General features: G+C 48.0%; 22 protein-coding genes. 8 read left to right on the top strand and 14 right to left on the bottom strand.

What is annotated here, in order from left to right:
* The first annotated feature begins 215 nt into the window (after positions 1-215).
* Both B160_RS0107095 and B160_RS0107090 read left to right on the top strand, forming a co-directional pair.
* The gene (locus B160_RS0107095; protein ID WP_018627203.1) at positions 216-1301 is read left to right on the top strand and encodes a hypothetical protein; all 1086 of its coding nucleotides are present in this window, start codon (positions 216-218) and stop codon (positions 1299-1301) included.
* 31 nt (positions 1302-1332) lie between these two features.
* Positions 1333-2844: an OmpP1/FadL family transporter gene (locus B160_RS0107090; protein ID WP_018627202.1), complete on the top strand. Its 1512-nt coding sequence runs from the start codon at positions 1333-1335 to the stop codon at positions 2842-2844.
* Between the two features lie 101 nt (positions 2845-2945).
* On the opposite strand, the gene mutL is transcribed toward B160_RS0107090, so the two are convergent.
* Together mutL and B160_RS0107080 are read right to left on the bottom strand one after the other, a co-directional pair.
* Complete coding sequence (mutL, locus tag B160_RS0107085; RefSeq protein ID WP_018627201.1) at positions 2946-4793, bottom strand: DNA mismatch repair endonuclease MutL; 1848 nt, start codon at positions 4791-4793, stop codon at positions 2946-2948.
* 126 nt (positions 4794-4919) lie between these two features.
* Positions 4920-5132: a PDDEXK family nuclease gene (locus B160_RS0107080; RefSeq protein ID WP_018627200.1), complete on the bottom strand. Its 213-nt coding sequence runs from the start codon at positions 5130-5132 to the stop codon at positions 4920-4922.
* 99 nt (positions 5133-5231) lie between these two features.
* Here B160_RS0107080 and B160_RS0107075 point away from each other — a divergent pair, with 99 nt between their 5' ends.
* A complete protein-coding gene (locus B160_RS0107075) occupies positions 5232-6206 on the top strand; it encodes a deoxyhypusine synthase family protein (RefSeq protein WP_018627199.1) in 975 nt (324 codons plus the stop codon).
* Between the two features lie 110 nt (positions 6207-6316).
* Here the strand turns inward: B160_RS0107075 and B160_RS0107070 are convergent, their stop codons facing one another.
* The 10 genes from B160_RS0107070 to B160_RS0107025 all read right to left on the bottom strand — a co-directional run bounded on the left by B160_RS0107070 (position 6317) and on the right by B160_RS0107025 (position 18293).
* A complete protein-coding gene (locus B160_RS0107070) occupies positions 6317-6865 on the bottom strand; it encodes a hypothetical protein (RefSeq protein WP_018627198.1) in 549 nt (182 codons plus the stop codon).
* A 135-nt stretch (positions 6866-7000) separates the two neighbouring features.
* On the bottom strand, positions 7001-8542 hold the full coding sequence (locus B160_RS0107065; RefSeq protein ID WP_018627197.1) for a M28 family peptidase: 1542 nt from the start codon (positions 8540-8542) through the stop codon (positions 7001-7003).
* A 32-nt stretch (positions 8543-8574) separates the two neighbouring features.
* Positions 8575-9030, bottom strand: a complete 456-nt coding sequence (rpiB, locus tag B160_RS0107060; protein WP_018627196.1) for a ribose 5-phosphate isomerase B — start codon at positions 9028-9030, stop codon at positions 8575-8577.
* Positions 9031-9041: 11 nt separating this feature from the next.
* A complete protein-coding gene (tatC, locus tag B160_RS0107055; protein WP_018627195.1) occupies positions 9042-9890 on the bottom strand; it encodes a twin-arginine translocase subunit TatC in 849 nt (282 codons plus the stop codon).
* A 63-nt stretch (positions 9891-9953) separates the two neighbouring features.
* Complete coding sequence (locus tag B160_RS0107050) at positions 9954-11201, bottom strand: hemolysin family protein (RefSeq protein WP_018627194.1); 1248 nt, start codon at positions 11199-11201, stop codon at positions 9954-9956.
* Between the two features lie 40 nt (positions 11202-11241).
* Positions 11242-11868, bottom strand: a complete 627-nt coding sequence (gmk, locus tag B160_RS0107045) for a guanylate kinase (RefSeq protein WP_018627193.1) — start codon at positions 11866-11868, stop codon at positions 11242-11244.
* Positions 11869-11986: 118 nt separating this feature from the next.
* Positions 11987-13387 (bottom strand): peptidylprolyl isomerase, encoded by a 1401-nt coding sequence (locus tag B160_RS0107040; RefSeq protein WP_245562159.1) that lies wholly within the window; start codon positions 13385-13387, stop codon positions 11987-11989.
* A gap of 156 nt (positions 13388-13543) precedes the next feature.
* Positions 13544-16438 (bottom strand): translation initiation factor IF-2, encoded by a 2895-nt coding sequence (gene infB / locus B160_RS0107035; protein ID WP_018627191.1) that lies wholly within the window; start codon positions 16436-16438, stop codon positions 13544-13546.
* A gap of 86 nt (positions 16439-16524) precedes the next feature.
* Positions 16525-17772, bottom strand: coding sequence for a transcription termination factor NusA (nusA, locus tag B160_RS0107030; RefSeq protein ID WP_018627190.1), 1248 nt, complete (start codon positions 17770-17772; stop codon positions 16525-16527).
* A 50-nt stretch (positions 17773-17822) separates the two neighbouring features.
* Positions 17823-18293 (bottom strand): ribosome assembly cofactor RimP, encoded by a 471-nt coding sequence (locus B160_RS0107025; protein WP_018627189.1) that lies wholly within the window; start codon positions 18291-18293, stop codon positions 17823-17825.
* A gap of 221 nt (positions 18294-18514) precedes the next feature.
* Here B160_RS0107025 and B160_RS0107020 point away from each other — a divergent pair, with 221 nt between their 5' ends.
* Together B160_RS0107020 and B160_RS0107015 are read left to right on the top strand one after the other, a co-directional pair.
* Entirely contained in the window at positions 18515-18745 is a 231-nt protein-coding gene (locus B160_RS0107020; RefSeq protein WP_018627188.1) for a hypothetical protein, read from the top strand.
* A 66-nt stretch (positions 18746-18811) separates the two neighbouring features.
* A complete protein-coding gene (locus tag B160_RS0107015; RefSeq protein ID WP_018627187.1) occupies positions 18812-19507 on the top strand; it encodes a hypothetical protein in 696 nt (231 codons plus the stop codon).
* Positions 19508-19869: 362 nt separating this feature from the next.
* Here the strand turns inward: B160_RS0107015 and B160_RS0107005 are convergent, their stop codons facing one another.
* Complete coding sequence (locus B160_RS0107005) at positions 19870-20271, bottom strand: MerC domain-containing protein (protein WP_026309602.1); 402 nt, start codon at positions 20269-20271, stop codon at positions 19870-19872.
* 119 nt (positions 20272-20390) lie between these two features.
* On the opposite strand from B160_RS0107005, the gene B160_RS0107000 reads away from it, so the two are divergent.
* On the top strand, positions 20391-21011 hold the full coding sequence (locus B160_RS0107000) for an SCO family protein (protein ID WP_018627184.1): 621 nt from the start codon (positions 20391-20393) through the stop codon (positions 21009-21011).
* A gap of 13 nt (positions 21012-21024) precedes the next feature.
* Positions 21025-21444, top strand: a complete 420-nt coding sequence (locus tag B160_RS0106995; protein ID WP_018627183.1) for a Fur family transcriptional regulator — start codon at positions 21025-21027, stop codon at positions 21442-21444.
* A 96-nt stretch (positions 21445-21540) separates the two neighbouring features.
* Here the strand turns inward: B160_RS0106995 and B160_RS0106990 are convergent, their stop codons facing one another.
* Positions 21541-21888, bottom strand: coding sequence for a phage holin family protein (locus tag B160_RS0106990; RefSeq protein ID WP_018627182.1), 348 nt, complete (start codon positions 21886-21888; stop codon positions 21541-21543).
* Between the two features lie 154 nt (positions 21889-22042).
* On the opposite strand from B160_RS0106990, the gene B160_RS0106980 reads away from it, so the two are divergent.
* Positions 22043-22237, top strand: a complete 195-nt coding sequence (locus tag B160_RS0106980; protein WP_018627180.1) for a hypothetical protein — start codon at positions 22043-22045, stop codon at positions 22235-22237.
* Positions 22238-22458: the final 221 nt, after the last annotated feature.

Here is a 22458-nt window from a genome sequence, read left to right as displayed (position 1 = left end):
CTAAACGGCCCACCCTGTTGCGTTTTGAACCTTTTTTACGTTAAACTCGTTGTGAATTAACAACATATTATGCATCTTTTTTCGCAAAAGAACGTCAATATTAACGTAACTTTATCAGCAATTGCAAATGTATATTTAAAAGGGTAACAATTAGCTGCAATTGGTGATTAATTATAACAATCTGATTCATAAACTATTTAAAATATCGCCAAAAAATGAACATCAGAACATTGATACTGCTGCTCGGCTGCGCTTTCTTTATCGGAGGCTGTACCACAGCATACAAGACCGGCCAGACACCTGACGATGTTTACAGTTCTCCGGCTCCGCCTCAGGATGAATATGCCAATGTAAAAAAGTCGGATGAAAGACGTTATCGCGACTACGAATCTTATGATGATGAGGAGTATGCCGACTACGATGACCGTTATTTACGCATGAAGGTGCGCAACCGCTACCGGTGGTCCGACCTGGACGACTGGTACTATTATGGCAACCGCTATAATTTCAGCTACTACAACAACTGGTATTACTGGAACGACCCTTTCTACTGGAACAGTCCCTGGAGCCCGGTAAGCTACTGGAACATGTACTATAACCCCTACTATTCCGGCTGGTACGGCGGCTGGGGAATGGGCATGGGCTATGGTTGGGGGGGCGGATGGTATAACCCCTGGTACGGTGGCTACTATGGTGGCTGGGGGTACGGGTATGGCTGGGGGGGCGGATGGTACGATCCCTGGTATACCGGCTGGTGGGGTAGTCCCTATTACTACGGCTACGGACCGGGCGTTATCGTAGGGTCCCGTGTAAACTATGGCCAGCGCCGCACAAACCTGAATACCTACAATCCCAATATACTCAACAGGGGGAATGCACAAAACAGGGGTTCTTACAGCGACAGGAGCGGCAATACCCGTACCTATGGTGCCGAAAGAGATACCCGGAATGCGATCATCACCCGAAGAAGCACCGGCAATTACGGTACCTATGGTGTACGGTCAAACCAGAGCGTGAACACCAATAGCTCAAACTCCAGTGCCCAGGGCCGTTCCAATGCGGTCAGGGGGCGCTACTCCGGCAACAGCAGCACCAACGGCAGGATCAGCAATAGCCGCTCTTCTTCGTCTTACGATCGTTATACGCCTCCCAGCCGTTCTGAAAGCTACAGCCGGCCCAGCGTAGAGTCCCGCTCGTCTACTCCCTCCTATTCACCCCCGGCATCCTCCGGCGGAAGCAGTGGAAGCAGCGGCGGTGGCGGCGGACGCAGCAGTGGCGGCGCATCGGGAAGACGTTTTTAATTTATCAAAGACCTAACAACAAAAAATCTATATGAAAAAAATAATCGTAGCCGCTCTTATTCTTTCTGCTGCGGGCACGGTAAATGCGCAGGTACCGGAAGATGCCCTCCGGTACTCCTGGCAAACTGCCTCCGGAACGGCCCGTGTTCAGGCCCTGGGAGGCGCCAGCGGATCTATCGGGGGTGAGATCTCAACACTTTTTTCCAACCCGGGAAACCTCGGGTTCTATAAATCAGGCGACCTGGTGATCTCGGGGGGAGTTAACATCAACAGCAACAGCGCCAACTACTTTGGCACCTCAAACAGTGCAAATAAAACAGCAGGATTTTTCGGAACCTCCGGAGTCGTGTTCGGAAATGAGCACCGGGGCAACCGCTCCATCCGGAGTTCGGCGTTCAGTATCGGCGTTTCACGGATCGCAGACTTCAACAACGTTGTCAAGTTCGGAGGCGTGAACACTAAAAGTTCCATGGCCGATATGTTCATTGAAGACTACAATGCCTTTGGGGATTTCAATGATTACGGATCCGGGCTTGCTTACGACGTGCATTGGATGACACGAAAAGATGCAAACAGCCCCATGTTCTCTCCTGCCAGCCCCCTGGCAACAAGTACCGGCCTTATTCAGGAAGGGACATTAAAAACCAATGGGGGCATTACAGAAGTAACCATCGGAGGCGGTTTGAACCTGAATGATAAGGTGTACCTGGGCGGCTCAGTAGGACTTCCTGCCCTGCGCTATGGTGCCACCCGTACATTTGATGAAGTAGATCCTACCCAGGATGTAAATATGTTTGACGCAGCGCAGTTTGACGACGACCTGGTAACCAAGGGTATGGGGGTGAATGTAAAGCTTGGTGCCGTGTTTACACCCACTCAGAATTTCAGGATCGGTATTGCCGCCCATACGCCAACATGGTATTCGCTTACAGACCGTTATGACGCCCGCGCCTGGGCAAATACGGAGAACCTGCCCGAAAATGAAGGTCAAAACGAGGTAGAATCCATCCCCAGGGAATCGCTGGTGTATGATTATTCCCTGCAAACGCCTTATAAACTGCTGGGAAGCGTTACCTATCTTTTTGGTGATGTGAACAATGTTTCCAGCCAGAAGGGCCTGGTGACGGCAGATGTGGAATACGTGAACTATATGGCATCCCAGTTCAAGGCCTATGATGCAAACGGCATTGCTGATAAGAACTATTACCGAGGCCTGAACAGTGCCATCGACGATGCTTATAAAGGCGTCTTAAATGCCCGTTTGGGAGCAGAATTAAAATTCAATACCATTATGGCCCGCGTGGGCGGCGCCTATTATGGCAACCCCTATAAAGACCTCGCAGGCGAAAAAGGCAATATTTACCAGGGCACTGCGGGCCTCGGTTACCGCAACCACGGATTCTTTATCGATCTCGGATATATTTACACGGCAAAAGATGACGTGTACTATCCCTATCGCTTGGAAGACAAAAGCGCGTTCAGCCCCGCTACACTTAAAGCAAACGGCTCAAGGGTGGTGCTGACACTGGGCTTTAAAATCTAAGCATATCTTTCTCTGATGATTTAGTTATTGGCCCCGGATCTTCCGGGGCTTTTTTATATATACCTGTTAAGTTTCTAAAACCTAACAGGTATATATAAAGCCTACCGCCCGAACATCTTTTCGATCTGCTCCTGCTTGAACTCCAGGTAGGTCGGATTCCCGTCCGGAGCCATATTGAATGGCTCGCACTGAAACAGGTCCGTTACCAGCTGCCGCATCTCCCGCTCGGTTAAACGGTTCCCGTTCTTTATAGCCCGCTGGCGTGCCAGGGAGCGGATCAGCTTCTCGCGGTTGGAAACACGGATATCGCTGCTGAAATGCTTGTATTGTTCCAGCGTAAAATCGATCAGGTGCTTCTCATCCGTATCCTCCAGGTCGGCAGGTGTGCCCTGTACCACAAAACTGTTCTTGCCAAACGGTTCTATTTCATACCCCAGCAATAACAGATCCGGTAACAGCTCCTGCAGCAACACGGCGTCGGCCGGGGAAAGTTCCAGGGTTACGGGAAACATTGTTTTCTGAATCGTGACCGGGGCTCCGGATGCAGCCCGCTTCATCTGCGCATACAATACCCGCTCGTGCGCCGCCTGCTGGTTGATCAGCAGAAAGCTCTTTTCCGCAGGCATGATGATATACGTGTTCAGTACCTGGTTCAGCTCTGTATCCGCATCTATTTCAAAGCGGTGCTTTTTGTTCTGAACGACCAGGTTTTCCTGCTGTTCCGTTTTCTCATAATCAAAAAGCGCGTCCTCCTTTGGCAGAGGTGCATAAAACTCCCTCCAGCCTTTCAATTCCTGGCCAGAGGGTTTTTCAATAAAATGCGCCTGGTGCTTTTGTGTAAAGCCCTGGTATAAGGAAGATCCGGATGCTTTTTCCTGTTTTTCACTGGTAAACGGCTGGCTTACCGAAGGCAACTGCTGAATGGAGGCGTCCAGGTCAAAATCCAGGGTAGGAGTAATGCTGAACTGCGCCAGCGCATGCTTTACTGCCGCCTGCACAAATGCATATACGATCTTCTCATCTTCAAATTTGATCTCCTGCTTGGTAGGATGCACGTTCACATCCACCTGTGCGGGATCCAGGTCAATGAACAATACATACATCGGAAAGCTGTCTGCAGGAAGCAGCTCCTGGTAGGCGTTCATCACCGCATGGTTCAGGTAAGCGCTTTTAATAAACCGGTTATTTACAAAAAAATACTGATCGCCCCGGGTCTTTTTGGCCGTTTCCGGCTTACCCGTAAACCCGTGAATGTTCATATAGTCCGTTTGCTCCGTTACGGACACCATTTTGGCGTTATAGCTGTTGCCCAGCAACTGCACGATCCGCTGTTTCAGGCTTCCCGGCTCCAGGTGCATCAATTGCTGCCCGTTGCTGGTAAGCGTAAACAGGATATGAGGAAATGCCATGGTCACCCTGGTAAACTCTTCCACAATATGCCGCATTTCTGCAGCATTGCTTTTCAGAAAATTCCTTCTGGCCGGCACATTAAAAAAAAGGTTCTTCATCGCAATGCTGGTGCCATTGGGCGCCGCAACCGGCTCCTGATTTACCACCACGCTATTGGCCACTTCAATATAGGTTCCCGTTTCGTCCTCCGCCCGTTTTGTTTTCAGCTCCACCTGTGCCACCGCCGCAATAGAGGCCAGCGCCTCTCCCCGGAACCCCATGGTGTGGATATGAAACAGGTCATCAATTTCCCGGATCTTGGACGTGGCATGCCGCTCAAAACACATACGGGCATCCGTTTCGCTCATGCCACCGCCGTTGTCGATCACCTGTAACAGGGTCTTGCCTGCATCCACCACGATCAGCTGCACAGAAGTAGCGCCTGCATCCACAGCATTTTCCAACAGTTCCTTTACCGCACTGGCCGGGCGCTGGATGACCTCACCGGCGGCTATCTGGTTCGCAATATTATCGGGTAATAAAAGGATCTTGTCAGCCACTGTATCTAAAAATTTGAATCAGTAAAGGTACGCTTTACCATGAATATCTTTTACGTTGAGGCAGGAAATCCCCTTCACGAACGCCCGGGGCATGGGGCGCAATACTTATGTGCGCAATACGGTTGATCAGAAGACGACCGTCTTCCGCAGCAGCTTTGATTTTACCTTTCCTTTCCGGGCTTCCTGTAAAACGAATTTCTTCCCGTCAAAATAGTAAGGGGCCCCTTCTTTATCGGCGGGGTTCACAATAAAATATGCTTTTACTCCAAAGGTTTCATAGAGTTGCTTCTTTGGCTGCAGATCGTGCTTTTTGTTGCCGGATAGCAATTCTACCGTCACAAAGATTTCATCACGCCCGTTTTCACCAAATCTTTATTTTTGCCCTTCGCAATGTCTCACCCTATTGTGATCTGAAGGCGTAATAAATTCAAAAAAATTATGAGCAAAGGACCTGTTTCTCAATTTATTGAACATCATTACCGGCATTTCAACGCAGCGGCGCTGATCGATGCTGCCAAGGGCTATGAAGCCCATATGGAAGCCGGAGGCAAAATGATGATCACCCTTGCCGGCGCCATGAGCACCGCTGAGCTGGGTATTTCGCTGGCGGAAATGATCCGGCAGGACAAGGTACAGATCATCTCCTGTACGGGTGCCAACCTGGAAGAAGATGTCATGAATCTGGTGGCACATTCACATTATAAACGGGTTCCGAACTACCGCGATCTGACGCCGAAGGATGAATGGGACCTGCTGGAAAACCACTACAACCGGGTCACAGATACCTGTATTCCCGAGGAGGAGGCTTTCCGCCGTCTTCAGAAACACCTTGTAAAACAATGGAAGGAAGCCGAAGAAAAAGGCGAACGCTATTTCCCGCACGAATTCCTGTACAAAACGGTGCTCAGCGGGGACCTGGTACAGTACTACGAAATTGACCCGAAAGATAGCTGGATCGTTGCCGCAGCCGAAAAGAACATCCCGATCGTCGTGCCCGGATGGGAAGACAGCACCACCGGAAATATTTTTGCCAGCTATGTGATCAAAGGCGAGCTGAAAGCCGGCACGGTAAAAAGCGGGATCGAATACATGACCTGGCTGGCCGACTGGTACCGCAACAACAGCAGCGGCAAAGGCGTTGGCTTTTTCCAGATTGCCGGTGGTATTGCGGGCGATTTCCCCATCTGTGTAGTACCGATGATGTACCAGGACCTGGAGTGGCATGATGTTCCGTTCTGGAGCTATTTCTGCCAGATCAGCGACAGTACCACCTCCTTCGGGTCTTACTCGGGAGCCGTTCCCAATGAAAAGATCACCTGGGGAAAACTGGATATTGACACGCCCAAATACATCATCGAAAGCGATGCCACCATTGTTGCCCCACTGGTATTTGCCTGGATCCTGGGCTGGTAAGCCCAATAATATTATTCAATCCAAAAGGGCCTGTCGGCCCTTTTTTGCTATTGCCTCAAATGCAAAAAAAGAGGAGCACGGCCCCCCTTTTTCAAACATGAAATGAACTACTATTCCGCCGAAAAACTGGCTGAAGCTCCCGCCGAAGCCACTACCAGTATATCCGGTGTAAGCTGGTTTACGACCCATATTACTTTGTTGGAAGATGCCCCCTTTATCGTAAGATCACCGGAAGCATCTACCTGCAACAAGCTACAATAGGCCTGTACAAATGCGTTGAATGCTACAAGTCCTCCCGCGTAAGCGTCTACAACGGCCTTCAAATCAGCGGTGGTATTGCCATTGACCCGATAGCCGACAGCAATATCGGAGATCACAATATTGCTTCCATCGTAGCTCCACTTACCGGTAATGTCCGCACCAATATTGCTGTAGCTGCCGGCACCGGAAACGGCGCTGTTCAGGCTCAGGCTAAAGTCGTGATTAGCATTAAAGGTAGCTACCGGCTTTTGTTCATCAGTTGTCGCTGCCGTATTTGTTTGCTGCCAGGAGCTGGCAGTCAGTTTTTCTTCATTAGCGGGCCCGGAGTCCTCCTTGTCTTTGCTACAGGAAAAAAGCAGCACCACCAGGAGCGCCGGTAAAAGGAATTTTACACGCATGGAATAAGATTGAATAGATAAATAAAGGGATTAAGGTAGTGCCGTATTATGAAAAAAAAGTGAAGTCTGCGAATTGAAGCATAAAAAGGGGGGCATCAAAGCCTCCCAAAATATTTATTCTCAAACATTTGACTGTTACTGCGCCTGTTCAGGCAGCTTCAGATCCCGCTTCAGCATCTGATCCCTGTTGGCCATTTCCCAGGCGGTGTAAAAGATCATCTGTGCCCTTTTAGCCATCAACGGGAAGTTGATCTTTTCAATGGTATCGGTGGGCTTGTGGTAATCGGCTTTCAGCATCCCGTCATAAAAGAAAAGGATCGGAACGCCTTTCCGCGCAAAATTATAATGATCGCTGCGGTAATAGATCTGTTCTTTATCATTGGGATCATCAAACTTGTAATCCAGCACCAGTTTGGTGTATCGGTTATTCATACCCTCGTTGATCACCGGAAGATCAGTGCTTAGTTTATCATGTCCGATCACATAGACGTAGTTCAGGGTATCGGCGCTCATTCTTTCGGTATCGATACGGCCGATCATATCAATATTCAGGTCGGCCGTGGTTTTATCCAATGGGAAAACAGGGTTTTCCGAATAATATTCCGAGCCCCACAATCCTTTTTCCTCACCGCTTACCGTCATAAATACAATGGTTCTCCGGGGACCCTTCCCTGCTTTTTTTGCCAGCGCAAACGCTTCGGCCATCTCCAGAACACTCACGGTTCCGGAACCATCGTCATCCGCACCGTAATAAATATTGCCCTCTGCATCCTTACCAACATGATCATAATGCGCCGTAATGAACAGGTATTCATCTTTTTTATCGGTGCCCTCTATTACCCCCAGTACATTGGATGCAGCAGCCCTGTCTTTTTGCAGCTGATAATGCAGCATTACAGTGGCCTCACTGATCTCCGGTGCTGCCTGGCCATTGTCCAGGGCTGTTTTTACCTCTTCATAACTATGGCCGCTTACTTTTTCCACTACGTTGGCGCCTATATAAAAAACCGGAGGTGCATCAGCCGGAGCAGTTCTTTCCCAGTCTGGCCTGTAAACAACGGGCCTTTCAGCACGGGAAGGGATCTGCCTGGTGGCGATCAGTACTGCAGCAGCACCTTTGAGCAGGGCATTTCTAACTTTTGCCGTCATAGTGGTTGAAGCCTGCCTTCCCTCTGTTGACGGTATAAAGCCCTTGGGGCTGCCGGCGATGATCACTACCAGCTTACCTTTAACCTCCATACCTGTATAATCATCCCTGTTCTGATCCACGATCCCATATCCCGCAAAAACATATTCTTTAAAATCCAGGTCGATCTTTTCTCCCTGCACCCATAGGGGCGCTATATCTTTAAATGCCTCAAACGGTATTCCGTTAACAGACAGGTCCAGCCTTACCAGCGAGTCCTTCGATAACCCGAATGTTTGCCGGTAACTCCCGTTATTACCGGGTTTCAGCCCCAGCTTCTTAAAATGTGCGGTAATATATGCTGCCGCCTTTTCCAGCCCGGGAGAAGGCGTATCCCGCCCCTCCATCTCTGCACTGGCAATGACACCCAGATGGCTTTTCAGATCCTTTGTGGTAATGGTGCGCGCAAAAACAGCGGGGTTGGCTTTTTTTTGAGCCATCCCTGTTGCCACTATAAAAGCAGCAGCCGCTGCTAAAATAAATTTCCTCATATTGATCTTTTTCCGTGTCCGCAGCCCCGCCGCTACCCGCAGCTGATCTTGGATACCCTGTTCTCATGACGGCCGCCTTCAAATGCAGTATCGATGAATGCTTCTACCATCACTTCGGCTACGTCTTCAGGAATGAACCGGGCCGGTATGCACAAAACATTCGCATTGTTGTGTTTACGGGCCAGCTCAGCAATTTCCTTGTCCCAGCAGAGCGCGGCCCGCACCCCCTGGTGCTTATTGGCGGTAATGGCAACCCCGTTGCCGCTGCCACAAAGCAGGATGCCAAAGGCATAATCCCCGCTTTCAACAGCCGCAGCCACGGGATGTGCAAAATCCGGGTAATCAGCCGATTCCGTAGAATGAGCCCCAAAATCCTTAAACGTCAGCCCTTTCCCTTCCAGAAAAGAAATTACATACTGCTTGTACTCAAAGCCCGCATGATCACTGCCAATGGCAATGGGCTTTTGGGTGTCAAATATTGCTTCCATAACAAGTATTTTTAACTCCACTCCTGTGGATCTTCCAATAATCGTTTTCGTTCAATTTTTGAGGCCAGCGCCACGCTTACTTCAAAAAGGATGTACAGCGGAGCGGTAACAACTGCAAGGCTAAACGGATCCGTTGTGGGAGTAATGATGGCCGCTGCTATCAAAACTACAACAAAGGCATGCCTGCGGTATTTTTTCAACATCGATCCGGTAAGAATTCCGGATTTTGCCAGCAACAGCACCACCAGCGGCAATTGGAAAAGCAGCCCAATGCCCACTGTTGTATATACCACATTCTCCAGGTAATCTGTAAAGGTAGGAATGATCTCGATCTGCGCGCTCAGCTTATAGCTAAAGTAGAAGTTCACCATCAGCGGGGTGAGGATAAAATATCCGAATGCTACCCCTAAAAAGAACAAAATGGAAACCCACAAAATAATACCGCGTGTTCCTTTTGTTTCTTTATCCGACAAGGCCGGCTTTACAAAACGCCATATTTCCCAGAATATATAGGGGAAGGCCAGTATAAAGCCTCCTACAAAGGCGACGGTAAAAGAAGCGATGAACTGTCCCGTCATCGTGGTTTCCTGAAACCGGGGCTCTACCTTAAGGCAAAGTCCATCAATGCCCATTTTCTGGCCCAGCTTACAAAGCCATTGCACAGAGATAAAGTCCGGACGCGTTGGCCCGAAAATGATGTCGTCCACAAAAAAATTGGAAAATATAAAAACGAGGATCGCGCAAACCAGTACGGCGATCACGCTACGTATCAAATGCCATCTTAAAACTTCCAGGTGATCTATAAAGGACATCTCATCCCCGCCACCACTTCTTTTCTTTAAAAAATCCAGTAAAGCCATTGTATATCAAAAATGGAGGACAAAGATGCGTATAAAATGCTCAAAAGTCAGGCTTTGGTACATCTATTTTAATTTTTTCATTTTCACCATCTCTATCCGGGTATCGTTTACCCCAAGAATGTCAAATTCAAAATCGCCGATAATGATCCGCTCCTTCTGAGCGGGAATGGTTTCATAAAAATTGATGATATATCCTGATAAGGTTTCCGAATCGTCCTTATCCTCAAATTCAAAGTCATATTTCTTCTCCAGGTGGTCCAGCTCCATCCTCCCGGAAAAAATATATTCATCTTCCGAGATCCTTTTTTCTACAAACATCTGGGTATCATACTCATCCCATATTTCACCGAACAGCTCCTCCAATACATCCTCCATGGTGATGATTCCTGCGGTACCTCCAAACTCATCCACTACCCAGGCAATGCTTTTCGATTCCTTGCTGAATTTATTGATCAGCCCCACAGCGGTCATGCTTTCCGGAACGGCAATAATGGGGATCAGGATCGACGCAATATCCCCCGGCTTTTTAAAAAGGTCCAGTTCATGGACAAACCCGAGGATATTGTCGATGTTGGATTCGTACACAATGATCCGGCTTCTTTTGGTCTCCATAAATTTTGCCATCAACGTCTCAACCGGGGCATGGACCTCAACGGCTATGATCTCTTTGCGGGGCACCATGCTCTGCCGGATTTTGATATTGGCCAGTTCCTGTGCATTTTCAAGAAGGTGGGTACTGGTTTCCTCCCGAAGGGTCGTCCGGCTGTCTCGGAACATAAATTGCAGATCATTACGGGCAAAAGGCGATTTACCTTTGTCCAGCCGCACGTTGAATACATACTTCAGGATCCAGTTCGCCATACGGAACAGCGCAGCTGTAATGGGGTACAGCAGCCACAGAAAGAAATTGATGATCACCGCCAGGCGGCTGAGCAGCGTATTGCTGTTGGCCCTGAAAACCGCCCGGGGTATGAATTCCACAAATATCAGAATGATGAGTGTGTTAAAGGCGATCTCCAGCAGGATCTGGGCCGTTCTTGAGCTGATCCCGCTTTTTTGCCAGAAAGGGATGAGTACTTCACTGGTTTGCAATACAAAAATGGTGAGGGCCGTAATGTATCCGATTACGGTAGTTCCCCAAAAGATCGCCGGTGTGTCAACAAATTTACCAAGCAACCTGCCTGTAAAGCTTCCCTGTTTCCGCTTCAGTTCGATGTTCAGCCTGCTGGCTCCGTAAAATGCCATTTCCACGCCGGCAAAGAAGATCATGAACAGCAAAGAAACGATCCACATTAATAGCTGCCATTCCATAAGATAAAGATATATAAAATGCTACATGAAACGTTTTTGTTTAGGCAGGTATATTCAGGAATTTTCGCACCAGGGTCTCCGTTTCGGTGCAGGCTTCTTCCAGGTCATCATTTACCACCACCTTGTTAAAATAATTGATAAACGACAGTTCGTATTCTGCCTTGTTCAGACGGGTCTGCAACGACTCTTCACTCTCGCTGCCCCGGGAGATCAGGCGCCTCCTCAGCTCTTTTACAGAAGGCGGCTCTATAAAAATAGAAAGGCTCTCTTCAGGATACTGCTGCTGCACATGGATCGCACCCTTCACATCAATATCCAGCAAGGGGTATTTGTCCTTCTTCCAAAGGCGCTGCAACTCGCTTTTCAGGGTTCCATAGTATTTCCCTTCATAAACCATTTCCCACTCTACAAACTCATTGGCCTTGATCTTTTCAGTAAACGCTTCCTCACTGATAAAATAGTAATCGCTGCCGTCTACCTCCCCGCTGCGGGCCTCCCTCGTAGCTGCAGAGATGGAGAAGGACAGCTGCGGGATCTTCTTTAACAAATGATGGGTGATCGAAGTTTTTCCGGCACCTGAAGGAGCCGTAAGAATAATGATCTTATGATGCTCTTTTGAGCCGGAGACAACCGGAGCATACAAAAACGGACGATTGGCTAATATCATGCACCCGCAAAATACTAAATTATAACGACAGGACAAACAATATCCTTCCATCCGAAACCGGCTTTTGCCGGAACAAAAACAGCCTGAAATGACCGTAGCAGGCCCCTTCCGGTACGGATTAAAAACCCCTGTTCGCCGTGGTCTGGTACTTTAAAAGACTCGGGCAGCCATTGGTCTTTTCCTTATCTACCAGGATATAGAAAGTAGGTATCTTTTTTTGCAGCCATTTATCCAGTTCCTCATTCTTCTTCTGGTTCAGTGCCATGTCTGCGATCTTGGCATAGTCATCATTGAGGTTTAACCGGTGTGGCTCCGAACGGGATTTCAGGTACACCAGCCTTACACCTTTTTTACCCTGGTCGTTGGTAAAGTTCACGGGTTGCGACAGGTCGCCCACCTTCATGTTTTTTATCGTGTTCACCATATCCTTGTCCAGTGCATCGATATTCACGTAGGTAGACCCATCCCTGTTTAACACAAATGGTCCGTAGTTCTTTACATTTTCATCATCACTGTATTTATAGGCGGCGTCCTTAAAACTGATCTTTGGGGACTCGATCTCTGCACGCACAGAGTCCAGCCGTACACGGGCCTCTTTCAATTCATTTTCGGTAACGGGCGGCACGCGGAGGATCATTTTGACCTGGGCATTATCGCCGCGCCGGCTCACCTGCTGGATCAGGAAATAGCCAAACCGGTTGGATTTTACCGGCTGTGAGATCTCGCCGGCTTTTAAACGGAAAGCTGTAGAAAGGAATACGGGATCCCAGGTAGATTTGTCGGACCGGTTGATCTCGTACGTACCTCCGCGCTCACGGCTGCCGGGGTCTTCGGAAACCCGTTTTGCCAGCGCCTCGAAGGTGGTGGTACCCGCCTCTATCTGCTTTTTATAGTTCAGCATTTCGTTATAGATATACTCCTCTACATCCTTCGATGCCGGCGGCAGGATGGAGATCTGTCCTATCTCAAGCTCCGACTCCAGGAACGGAAGGCTGTCTGTAGGAACCTTATCAAAAAAGGCCTTTACTTCTGTGGGGGTAATATGCACACCGCTAACGACCTTGTTCCGCATACGTTCCCCAAGCATCTGCTCTTTGATCAGCGGACGCTGGTCGTCCTTCAGCTGATAAACGGTCTTCCCGGCAACGGCTTCGAGCTCCGCCTGGCTGCCGAACCGCATGATCCACTCACGCACGCGAAGGTCCATCTGCGCCTCCACTTCTTCTTCCGTAAGCGGTATGGAATCCCTTTCTGCCTGCAACGCCAGGATCTTTGAAAGCATGATCTGCTCCATGATCATACAATCCGCTCCGGCAGGAACTTTTTCGCCATTGCGTTCCATATCCTTAATCGAATTCTGAACATCGGAATTCAGGATGATCCGGTCTCCTACCACCCCGATGATTTTGTCAATGACCTCTTTGCTGGACTGGCCCTGCGCCATCCCTGTGACGGAAAGCAATACACCCAAAGCAGCCAGCATTCCTTTTACTGAAAAAAGACCTGTTCTTTTATTCATAATAAACATAGCTCAAAAATAATCCTGCCCGGGGCATCCTGCTCCAAACAGTACCGTATTTAACAAATATTTTGTTGCCCGTTGCCGCACAACGAAAAACACCAGCCGGGTGTGCCGGCTGATGTTTTAATGATATTTTACTGTTGGGGAGCCTCCTTACAAGGTACGCTTTACTTCTTCCAGCTCATACGCTTCTACCACATCCCCTATCTTAATGTCATTATAGTTCTTAATGGTCAAACCGCATTCCATTCCTGTCAGCACCTCTTTTGCATCATCTTTGAACCGCTTTAGCGAGCCCAGTTCGGCCACCGCATTTTCACCCGTCGGATAAATCACAATACCATCCCGGATCAGGCGGATCTTATTATCGCGTTTAATGCGGCCATCCAGCACAAAACATCCGGCCACTACGGCTTTATCAAATTTGAACACTTCACGGATCTCCACATTGCCCACGATCTTTTCCTTCATGGTAGGCTCCAGCATACCCTCCATTGCGCTCTTCACTTCATCGATCGCTGTGTAAATGATCGAGTACATTTTGATTTCGATGCCGGCGTTGGCAGCCAGCTGCGATGCCTGCTGCGACGGACGCACGTTAAAGGCGATCACAATCGCATCCGAAGCTTCTGCCAGTACGATGTCACTCTCATTGATCTGACCCACGCCTTTATGGATCACATTTACCAGGATCTCTTCCGTTGAAAGTTTCTGCAGCGAGTCGCTCAGGGCCTCTACAGAACCATCCACATCCCCTTTGATGATGACATTCAGCTCTTTAAAGTTACCCAATGCCAGGCGCCGGCCAATTTCATCAAGGGTAATATGTTTCTTGGTACGCATTCCCTGCTCGCGCAGGATCTGCGAACGGCGGTTGGCAATGCTCTTGGCTTCTGCTTCTTCCTCGTACACTTTAAATTTCTCACCAGCCTGGGGAGCACCGTTCAATCCCAGCACCACGGCCGGTGCGGAAGGGCCGGCGGCATCTTCCCGCTTGTTCCGTTCATTGAACATCGCTTTTACCCGTCCAAAATACTGACCGCTTACGATCAGATCACCGGGTCGCAGTGTACCATTCTCCACCAGGAGCGTGGCTACATAGCCCCTTCCTTTATCCAGGGTTGCTTCAATGATGGTACCCGTAGCTTCCCGGTCGGGATTGGCTTTCAGATCCAGCAATTCTGCTTCCAGCAATATTTTTTCCAGTAACTTATCTACATTCAGGCCTTGTTTGGCGCTCAATTCCTGGCTCTGGAATTTACCGCCCCATTCTTCCACCAGGATGTTCATCTGCGACAACTGCTCATAGATCTTCTGGGGGTTGGCACCGTCCTTATCAATTTTGTTAACGGCAAAGATCATGGGCACACCAGCGGCCTGCGCGTGGCTGATCGCTTCTTTTGTCTGCGGCATCACGGCATCATCCGCAGCCACCACGATCACGGCAATATCCGTAACCTTTGCACCACGGGCACGCATAGCGGTAAAGGCTTCGTGCCCCGGTGTATCCAGGAAGGTGATGTCCTTTCCGTCGGCCACTTTTACCCGGTAGGCGCCGATATGCTGTGTAATACCCCCGGCCTCGCCCGCAACCACATTGGCATTGCGGATATAGTCCAGCAGCGAGGTCTTACCATGGTCAACGTGTCCCATGATCGTAACGATCGGGCTTCTCGGGATCAGGTCGGCCTCATCATCCACTTCATCGGCCTCTTCTTCCATCTCCATCTGCTGTTCCATATCAATAAAGGATACATCATACCCGAATTCACTGGCAACCAGCTCAATCACTTCCGCATCAAGACGCTGGTTGATGGAAACCATGATCCCGAGGCTCATACATTTGCTGATCACATCTGCAAAGCTTACGTCCATCAGGCTTGCCAGCTCGCTTACGCTGATGAATTCCGTTACTCTTAATGTTTTATCAACCCCTTCTTCCTCCATCGCTTCGGCAGCCTCGTTGCGTTTGTCCCTGCGTGCTTTTGCGCGCATGCTCTTCTGCTTGTTACCACCGCCACCGCTCAGTTTGGCCTGGGTTTCCCGTATCTTTTCCTGGATCTCTTTCTCGTCGATCTGTTTTTCCTCACGGTGTGGCCGGTGCCGGTCCCTGAAGTTTCCTTTTCCGTGATGGCCGCCGCCATGCTGATGACCGCTCCGGCCGGCCTGGTTCTGCTGACCACCACCGTGCGCCCTGCGCTGGTCCGGATCTGCTTTTACCTCTTTTTTCTCGATCGGGATGCGTTTCCGTTTCCGCTTTTCATCCCGCTTGGGCCGGGTATCGCTGTCTACAGGCAGCTCGATCTTTCCGAGGATCTTTGGTCCTTCAATTTTTTCAGCCTGGATATTGGTGATCTGCACTTCTGCGGGTTTTTCCTCCTCTGCAGGCGTTTCCTTAACCGGAGCTGCAGTTTCAGCAGGTGGCGTTTCAGCCACCGGCTTCTGGGCTGTAACCGGCTCTTCTGCCTTCTGCTGTGGTGTTTCCGCCGCCGGGGTTTCCTTTTTCGCCGCCTTTTTCGGCCGGGTCGAAAAGTCAATCGCCGAAAGGTCAATCTTACTGATGATCTTCGGGCCTTCAATATCAGGAGCCTGTACTTTCGCCACAGGCACTTCTTTTTCCGCTTCTGTATTTTCCTTTATCTCAGGTTGCGGCGCGGGTTCCGGCTCAGCCGCAGGCAGTTCTGCCTCTTTAACCGGAGCTTCGGGGGCTGCAGGAGCGGCCTCAACAACCGGAGGGGGCTCGGCAGCCGGCTCTTCCTTGGTGGCCGGTCGCGCTGCCGGTTTTGGCGACTCTTCCTCCTCGCGACGTTTTTTGTTCTCTCCACCCAATCCCTTTGGTAAATCAACCTGGTCGCTGATAATCTTTGCGGCTTTATCACCATGAAATCCCTGTTGCAGGGCAGCATACATCGCATCTGTCAGCTTAGTGGAGGGTTTCAGCTCGTCCCGATCAAAACCTTTACCTGCTAAGAACTCAACAAGTGTATCCTGGCCAATGTTAAATTCCTTAGCCGCTTGTAATAATCTTGGAAGTTTCTTTTCTGCCATAAAATTTTTTATCCCTTGTTCCGCTTTAGCAGAACCTTTTGTTTATCGTTCACACAAAATCCGCTAATGATGCCGGGGTAGCATCATCATTCCCGCTCCAGTTCTTCTTGTAAAATTTTTCGAACATCATCTACCGTCTCTTTTTCCAGATCGGCCCTTTTTTCAAGCTCGCCGGGCGACATGCGCAATACACTGCGCGCCGTATCGCATCCTATTTTCTTTAACGCATCGATCACCCATTCATCAATTTCATCTGAAAATTCTTCCAGGTCCACATCAAACTCTTCTTCTTCATCTTCAGTATCGCGGTATACGTCCAGCTCATATCCTGTAAGATCTGAGGCCAGTTTAATATTGACCCCTCTTTTTCCGATCGCCAGTGAAACCTGGTCGGGTTTTAAAAAGATACTGGCATGCCGGCCTTCCTGATCCAGGCTCATACTGGTGATCTTTGCGGGGGTCAGCGAGCGCTGGATCAGCAATTGCATATTGGTGGTCCAGTTGATCACATCAATATTTTCGTTCTTTAACTCCCGCACGATACCGTGGATCCGGCTTCCTTTCATACCTACGCAGGCGCCCACCGGGTCAATGCGGTCGTCATAAGATTCCACCGCCACTTTTGCCCTTTCACCCGGTTCCCTTACGATCTTTTTTATAATGATCAGCCCGTCAAAGATCTCGGGCACCTCTATTTCCAGCAGTTTTGCCAGAAAATCGGGAGCCGTCCGGGAAAGAATGATCACCGGGTTGTTGTTCTTCAGATCCACCCGGGTCACCACTGCACGGATGTTTTCCCCTTTCTTAAAGTAGTCCTGGGGTATCTGCTCGCTTTTGGGAAGGATCAATTCATTACCTTCCTCATCCAGCAATAAGATCTCTTTCTTCCACACCTGGTACACTTCGGCGCTGATGATCTCACCGATCCGGTCTTCGTATTTCTTAGCCAGTACGTTCTTCTTTAAATCGCTGATGCGCCCGGCCAGCGTTTGTTTCGCAGCCAGGATGGCTCTGCGGCCAAAATCGATCAGGTCAATTTCCTCATACAGGTCTTCTCCCACTTCATAGTCCGGTTCCAGCTTCACCGCCTCGGAATAGGCAACCTGGGCCAACGGATCCTCCACTTCTCCATCTTCTACAATGGTACGGTGCCGCACGATCTCCAGGTCTCCCTTTTCTGCATTCACGATTACATCAAAATTTTCATCGCTTCCGTATTTCTTGCGGAGTAATGTTTTGAATACGTCCTCAACGACTTTCATCATTGTAGGGCGATCTATATTTTCTGCATCTTTAAAATCCTGGAATGCCTCAATTAAATTAATACTTGCCATAATGAAGTACGATTTACCTTAATGAAATCACAGCCCCTGAGCTGTTACTTTTAAAATTTAATTTGAATTTTTGTTGTTTTAATCGTTTCCAATAAAATAGTATGTTCTGTTTTTTCCATTTTCTTTCCATGGCCGCTGATCGCTTCCACCACAATTGCTGCATCGTTCACAGATAACAGCACTCCCTCCGTCTTTTGTCCGTCTGATTGAATGACCTCCACATGACGTCCCGTATTTTTTACATACTGCCGGTGCAGTTTCAGCGGTTCATCCAGCCCCGCTGAAGATACTTCCAGCGAAAAATCGCCTTCCGGAAATAACCCCTCTTCTTCGATCTGCTTATACAGCGCCCGGTTATACTTTACAAGGTCATCAATGCCCACGCCATTATCACCGTCAATAAATATTTTAAAGTTATTGGTAGGTTTTATACGGATATCTACTAAAAAATGAGACGGGTTTTCCGTCAGCAACGCAACTACTTTTTCCTGTAACTTTTGAATGATTCCCTCTTTATCCATATTTCTGAAAAAAGAAGAAGGGAACGCCTCCGTTCCCTCAATCTCCTTTTCTGCCGCAAAATTAAGACAATTATGGCAAAAAGCGAAGTTTTTGAAACTATTTTCTAAAGGGCGTGAACGCAGGCGTCGATTCCCCGGGATCTTTCATAAAAATACCCGCCGCAACAACAATTTCACAGATACTGCGTTATTTCTGTGTAATTTAGTACTTCTTTCAGCGCATGTCTGTTATTTTATACGCCATATTGTTTTTTTTCCTTTACAATCTTATTGTAAAAGTGATCCTGCCCGTGTACCGGACCACCCGCCAGATAAAAAAGCAATTCTCGCAGATGAAACAACAGTACCAGCAGCAGGAGGGCAACCCGCAACCGGGCCCCGCACCTCAAACACCACCCAAAAAGGAAAAATCCAAGCTGGGGGAATATATCGATTTTGAGGAGGTAAAATAACCAGAAAAGTGCCCCCTATTGTTGCAAACGGTTCTTTTTCTGCGTTTGGTATTGAAACTTCCCAATATGAGAAAATCCGCCGCCCTTTCTGTACTAACGCTGTTCTCCTTATTATCATTTAACTTTCAATGCGGAAAGGACAGGGAATTACCGGCCAAACAGGAGAAGCCGATAATTATAGAAATACCGCTCCGGATTTACCCTGTTAAAAAAGCATATGCCGTTGGCGATACCATTTGGATAGAGGCCGCCCTGTCATCCAAAACACTGCCGGATGTAAAAAATAAAACAGCAATCCGGGTCGACACCGTCAGGTTTGATATTCCCTTCATTTATAAAGTGCTTACGAAACAAACATTGGTTCCGCCAGGCGGGTTTTGTCAGTTTATCAATCCCCTCCAGCTTCCCCTGTCAGTTTCCTCGGGTTACTACGATCCTCAATACAATGTATACTGGAACTATAACACCGGCACTGTTCAGCACTTCAGCTTTAAAGAAACGGGTTATCAATTCAAAATCGGCATCAGGCTCAATACCAGGGGCGCTTTTTACATCGGTTTGTCCGGAAGTTTAGTAAATAGCATTATCCCGGGCAACAACCAAACTGCTAATCAATATGCCTCTTTCAGGTTTGAGACACCCGATGTAAACCAGGATGTGTACAACGATTTACCAAAGCTTTCCGAAACAAATCCCTATTGGATCGGGTTTGATATGAAGACATTAACAGAAAATAAAGCGTTTGTAGTTCGGGTGGATTAACCGGGATACGCCCATTTATCATAAAGACGATTGCCCTTTTGAAAGAGACGACACATAGACCCCTAAAGGACCTTAACGCTATATATCCCTCTAACTGCTGTGATCCTGGATGATCCTCCAGTTTCCCGATATCTTTTTAAAAATCAGGGTAAAATGCCCCTTAAGGTCACCCAGATTTCGAAAAAGTTGCCATTTTCCAACCACATTGTAAAAACCGGTGCCCAGAGGCTGTATTTTCAGGAGTATGGCCGAAAACTGATGACCGCAAGCTGTTCCAGGTTTCTGGTTTAAAGTTTCAGGTTCGCTCCGGAAATGGATGGCGATTAAGACAAGACGCTGAAAGCTAAAAACTCATCGCTCCCCTAATAATGATCATGATCACAATCGTCTGCGTGCGCATGATTGTGACTGCGGCAATACCGGTAATTGACCAGATGTGCCGTTATGATCAGCACCACCGCGGGCACCAGCAGCAGGGTATGATACTGAAGAAATACCTGCTTCAGCACTAAAAAAAGAATGCCGGTGGCAAACAGCAGGATCGGCCATTTATTATGATGGTGATATTTATACCCGTGATGCAACGCATAAATGCCGATCAAAAATGCCAGGAGGATCATTCCCAGCTCAAAAGCCACATTTTCAATGATATTGATGCCAAAAAGCGGGAGGCTGGCCATAAAAAGAGGCAAAATAGCGCAATGAATGGCGCAAATCACGGAGGCCGAAATGCCCAAGGCATCCCAATTGATTTTTGATCGCATGTTGCAAAAATAAAAAAAGAAACGTTGTTGCAAATATTTAATTTACTTCCAGTGGAATAAACGTTTTCAGGCGTCAATTGTTAAACTGTTGGAATACATTTGCACTTCAATTTTCAACCATGTCAAAAAAGGCTATCTTTTATATCGCATTTTTCGTTTTTCTGTCCATTGCATTTTATCTGACAGCGGTCTATTTTATCCCTGGTTTCAATGACCGTAAACTGGAGCCCATCAGCAAGGTGGGAAAATTTACATTTACCGATCAGGACGGAAAGCCTTTTTCCAATAAAGATGTGGAAGGCAAAATATATGTGGCCGAATATTTTTATACGACCTGTCCGGGCATTTGCCCGATGATGAATGACAATATGAAACAGGTTTACAAAAAATACAAGGGTACACCGGGCTTCCTGATCCTGTCGCATACCTGCGATCCTGAAAATGATTCCGCCGCCCAGTTAAAACACTATGCCGATTCGATGAAGGTAGATACGCACCAATGGGTGTTTTTAACTGGTCGTAAGGACAGTCTTTATAAAATGGCACGCCTGAGTTACACTATTGACGATCCCAAGAATTATTTTAACTCGGACGAAGATGATTTTTTGCATACCCAATTCTGGGCGCTGGTGGATCGAAAAGGCAATGTATTAAAAATCTATGACGGACTCAAGCAAAAAGAGATCAACCGGCTGATCGCGGACATCGCGGACGAGCTAAAAGATGCTTCAAAAAATTAATTAACTTTAAGGTATGGATAGCATTGTTCATATATTAAAACAAAATAATTTAAGTGTAACGGAAGGGCGGCGCAAGATCCTGTCGCTTTTCCTGAACAGCAATGGTGCGCTGGCCCATGCGGATATTGAAAAGAACACCGATGGTCATTTTGACCGCGTGACCGTTTACCGGACCCTGCAATCCTTTGTAGATAAAGGGATCATCCATACTATTCCTACCTCTGATAACAGCATCAAATATGCATTGTGTAAGAACGACTGTTGGGAGGGGCACCATCATGACCATCATGTGCACCTGGTGTGCACCCGGTGCGGCAATACCTTATGCCTGGATGATGTAGTAACCCCAACGGTAAAGCTGCCGCGCGAGTACACCATACAGCAGGTAGAAGTGGTGGTGAAGGGCGTTTGTAAATCCTGTAATCATCTATAAAAGAAAGTCCTGATGTAGACACATCAGGACTTTTGATTAATGTTTTGACTAACTGCTAATTTACAGCCGGAAGCCATGTTTTCCAAATAAAATATCTTAATTTTTACCACCTCCTACCAGCGAATAAAGCACCGAAGATCCGAGCGAAAGCAAGATGCTGAATATCAAGGCCCACCAAAAACCGTTCACTTCTACCCCCTTAAAAAAGTTGGCTGCGATCAATACCATAAGAGCGTTGATCACGAGTAAAAAAAGACCAAGCGTAATTAAAGTGACCGGAATGGTCAGGATCACCAGCACCGGTTTTACAATGGCATTCAGCAGGGCCAGCACAAGCGCAAATAATGCCGCGGTTTTGATATCCGCTACCTTAACACCCGGCAATATAGCTGGAAGCAAATAAGCGATGAGTCCGGTTATGAGCACTTTTAAAATAAAATTCATCGAGTTGAAATGTGTATTAAAAGTTAAAGGTAGCTAAAATTGAAAGACTATGAATGGAATACAGCATCTTTTACATTGATCTGCAGCCCCCGGAAAAAAATCTCATTATTTTTTGGTAACTTGTAGGTATAAATAAACATCCTCCGGAGTTATCATGAATCCAAAAGAACAACATAACGAAAACGAAAAAGAGGACTTAAAAGATCCACTCAAAAAGCATGAAGGGGATCCCCAGGAAGATATGGAAGGCCCGGTATCATCTCTGTTACAAAGAGGAAAAGAAACCATCGACAAGATCGGAGATAAAAAAGGGCATGTGGAACATCCCCAGGGAAATGATGAAGCATAAGCCTTCCCCTTCATTGTTTTATCCTCGTAAGTGCCTGCGATCGGTGATCCGGCAGGCAGCTGTGACCCGTTATGGGTACAATCTGCGGGCTATTGCATGGTCCGGAACAGGCATGCCAATTCTTCAAGCCGGCGTTCCGGTACCGGGCGTTTGCCCTCATTCCTTGATAAAGAGCGCCTACCTCACACGATCGTCGCAAATTCGCGGTATATTTACAATAA

The sequence above is a fragment of the Niabella aurantiaca DSM 17617 genome, from assembly GCF_000374125.1.
GTDB classification, from domain to species: Bacteria; Bacteroidota; Bacteroidia; order Chitinophagales; family Chitinophagaceae; genus Niabella; species Niabella aurantiaca.
Note: the sequence above shows the minus strand (reverse complement) of the source record. Positions and strands in the feature narration are given on the sequence as shown.

What these genes read in the sequence shown, in the direction of transcription:
- B160_RS0107095 (WP_018627203.1), top strand. Translation starts at nt 216, where the DNA reads ATGAACATCAGAACATTGATACTGCTGCTCGGCTGCGCTTTCTTTATC.
- B160_RS0107090 (WP_018627202.1), top strand. Translation starts at nt 1,333, where the DNA reads ATGAAAAAAATAATCGTAGCCGCTCTTATTCTTTCTGCTGCGGGCACG.
- B160_RS0107075 (WP_018627199.1), top strand. Translation starts at nt 5,232, where the DNA reads ATGAGCAAAGGACCTGTTTCTCAATTTATTGAACATCATTACCGGCAT.
- B160_RS0107070 (WP_018627198.1), bottom strand. Translation starts at nt 6,865, where the DNA reads ATGCGTGTAAAATTCCTTTTACCGGCGCTCCTGGTGGTGCTGCTTTTT.
- B160_RS0107065 (WP_018627197.1), bottom strand. Translation starts at nt 8,542, where the DNA reads ATGAGGAAATTTATTTTAGCAGCGGCTGCTGCTTTTATAGTGGCAACA.
- rpiB (WP_018627196.1), bottom strand. Translation starts at nt 9,030, where the DNA reads ATGGAAGCAATATTTGACACCCAAAAGCCCATTGCCATTGGCAGTGAT.
- tatC (WP_018627195.1), bottom strand. Translation starts at nt 9,890, where the DNA reads ATGGCTTTACTGGATTTTTTAAAGAAAAGAAGTGGTGGCGGGGATGAG.
- B160_RS0107050 (WP_018627194.1), bottom strand. Translation starts at nt 11,201, where the DNA reads ATGGAATGGCAGCTATTAATGTGGATCGTTTCTTTGCTGTTCATGATC.
- gmk (WP_018627193.1), bottom strand. Translation starts at nt 11,868, where the DNA reads ATGATATTAGCCAATCGTCCGTTTTTGTATGCTCCGGTTGTCTCCGGC.
- B160_RS0107040 (WP_245562159.1), bottom strand. Translation starts at nt 13,387, where the DNA reads ATGAATAAAAGAACAGGTCTTTTTTCAGTAAAAGGAATGCTGGCTGCT.
- infB (WP_018627191.1), bottom strand. Translation starts at nt 16,438, where the DNA reads ATGGCAGAAAAGAAACTTCCAAGATTATTACAAGCGGCTAAGGAATTT.
- nusA (WP_018627190.1), bottom strand. Translation starts at nt 17,772, where the DNA reads ATGGCAAGTATTAATTTAATTGAGGCATTCCAGGATTTTAAAGATGCA.
- B160_RS0107025 (WP_018627189.1), bottom strand. Translation starts at nt 18,293, where the DNA reads ATGGATAAAGAGGGAATCATTCAAAAGTTACAGGAAAAAGTAGTTGCG.
- B160_RS0107020 (WP_018627188.1), top strand. Translation starts at nt 18,515, where the DNA reads ATGTCTGTTATTTTATACGCCATATTGTTTTTTTTCCTTTACAATCTT.
- B160_RS0107015 (WP_018627187.1), top strand. Translation starts at nt 18,812, where the DNA reads ATGAGAAAATCCGCCGCCCTTTCTGTACTAACGCTGTTCTCCTTATTA.
- B160_RS0107005 (WP_026309602.1), bottom strand. Translation starts at nt 20,271, where the DNA reads ATGCGATCAAAAATCAATTGGGATGCCTTGGGCATTTCGGCCTCCGTG.
- B160_RS0107000 (WP_018627184.1), top strand. Translation starts at nt 20,391, where the DNA reads ATGTCAAAAAAGGCTATCTTTTATATCGCATTTTTCGTTTTTCTGTCC.
- B160_RS0106995 (WP_018627183.1), top strand. Translation starts at nt 21,025, where the DNA reads ATGGATAGCATTGTTCATATATTAAAACAAAATAATTTAAGTGTAACG.
- B160_RS0106990 (WP_018627182.1), bottom strand. Translation starts at nt 21,888, where the DNA reads ATGAATTTTATTTTAAAAGTGCTCATAACCGGACTCATCGCTTATTTG.
- B160_RS0106980 (WP_018627180.1), top strand. Translation starts at nt 22,043, where the DNA reads ATGAATCCAAAAGAACAACATAACGAAAACGAAAAAGAGGACTTAAAA.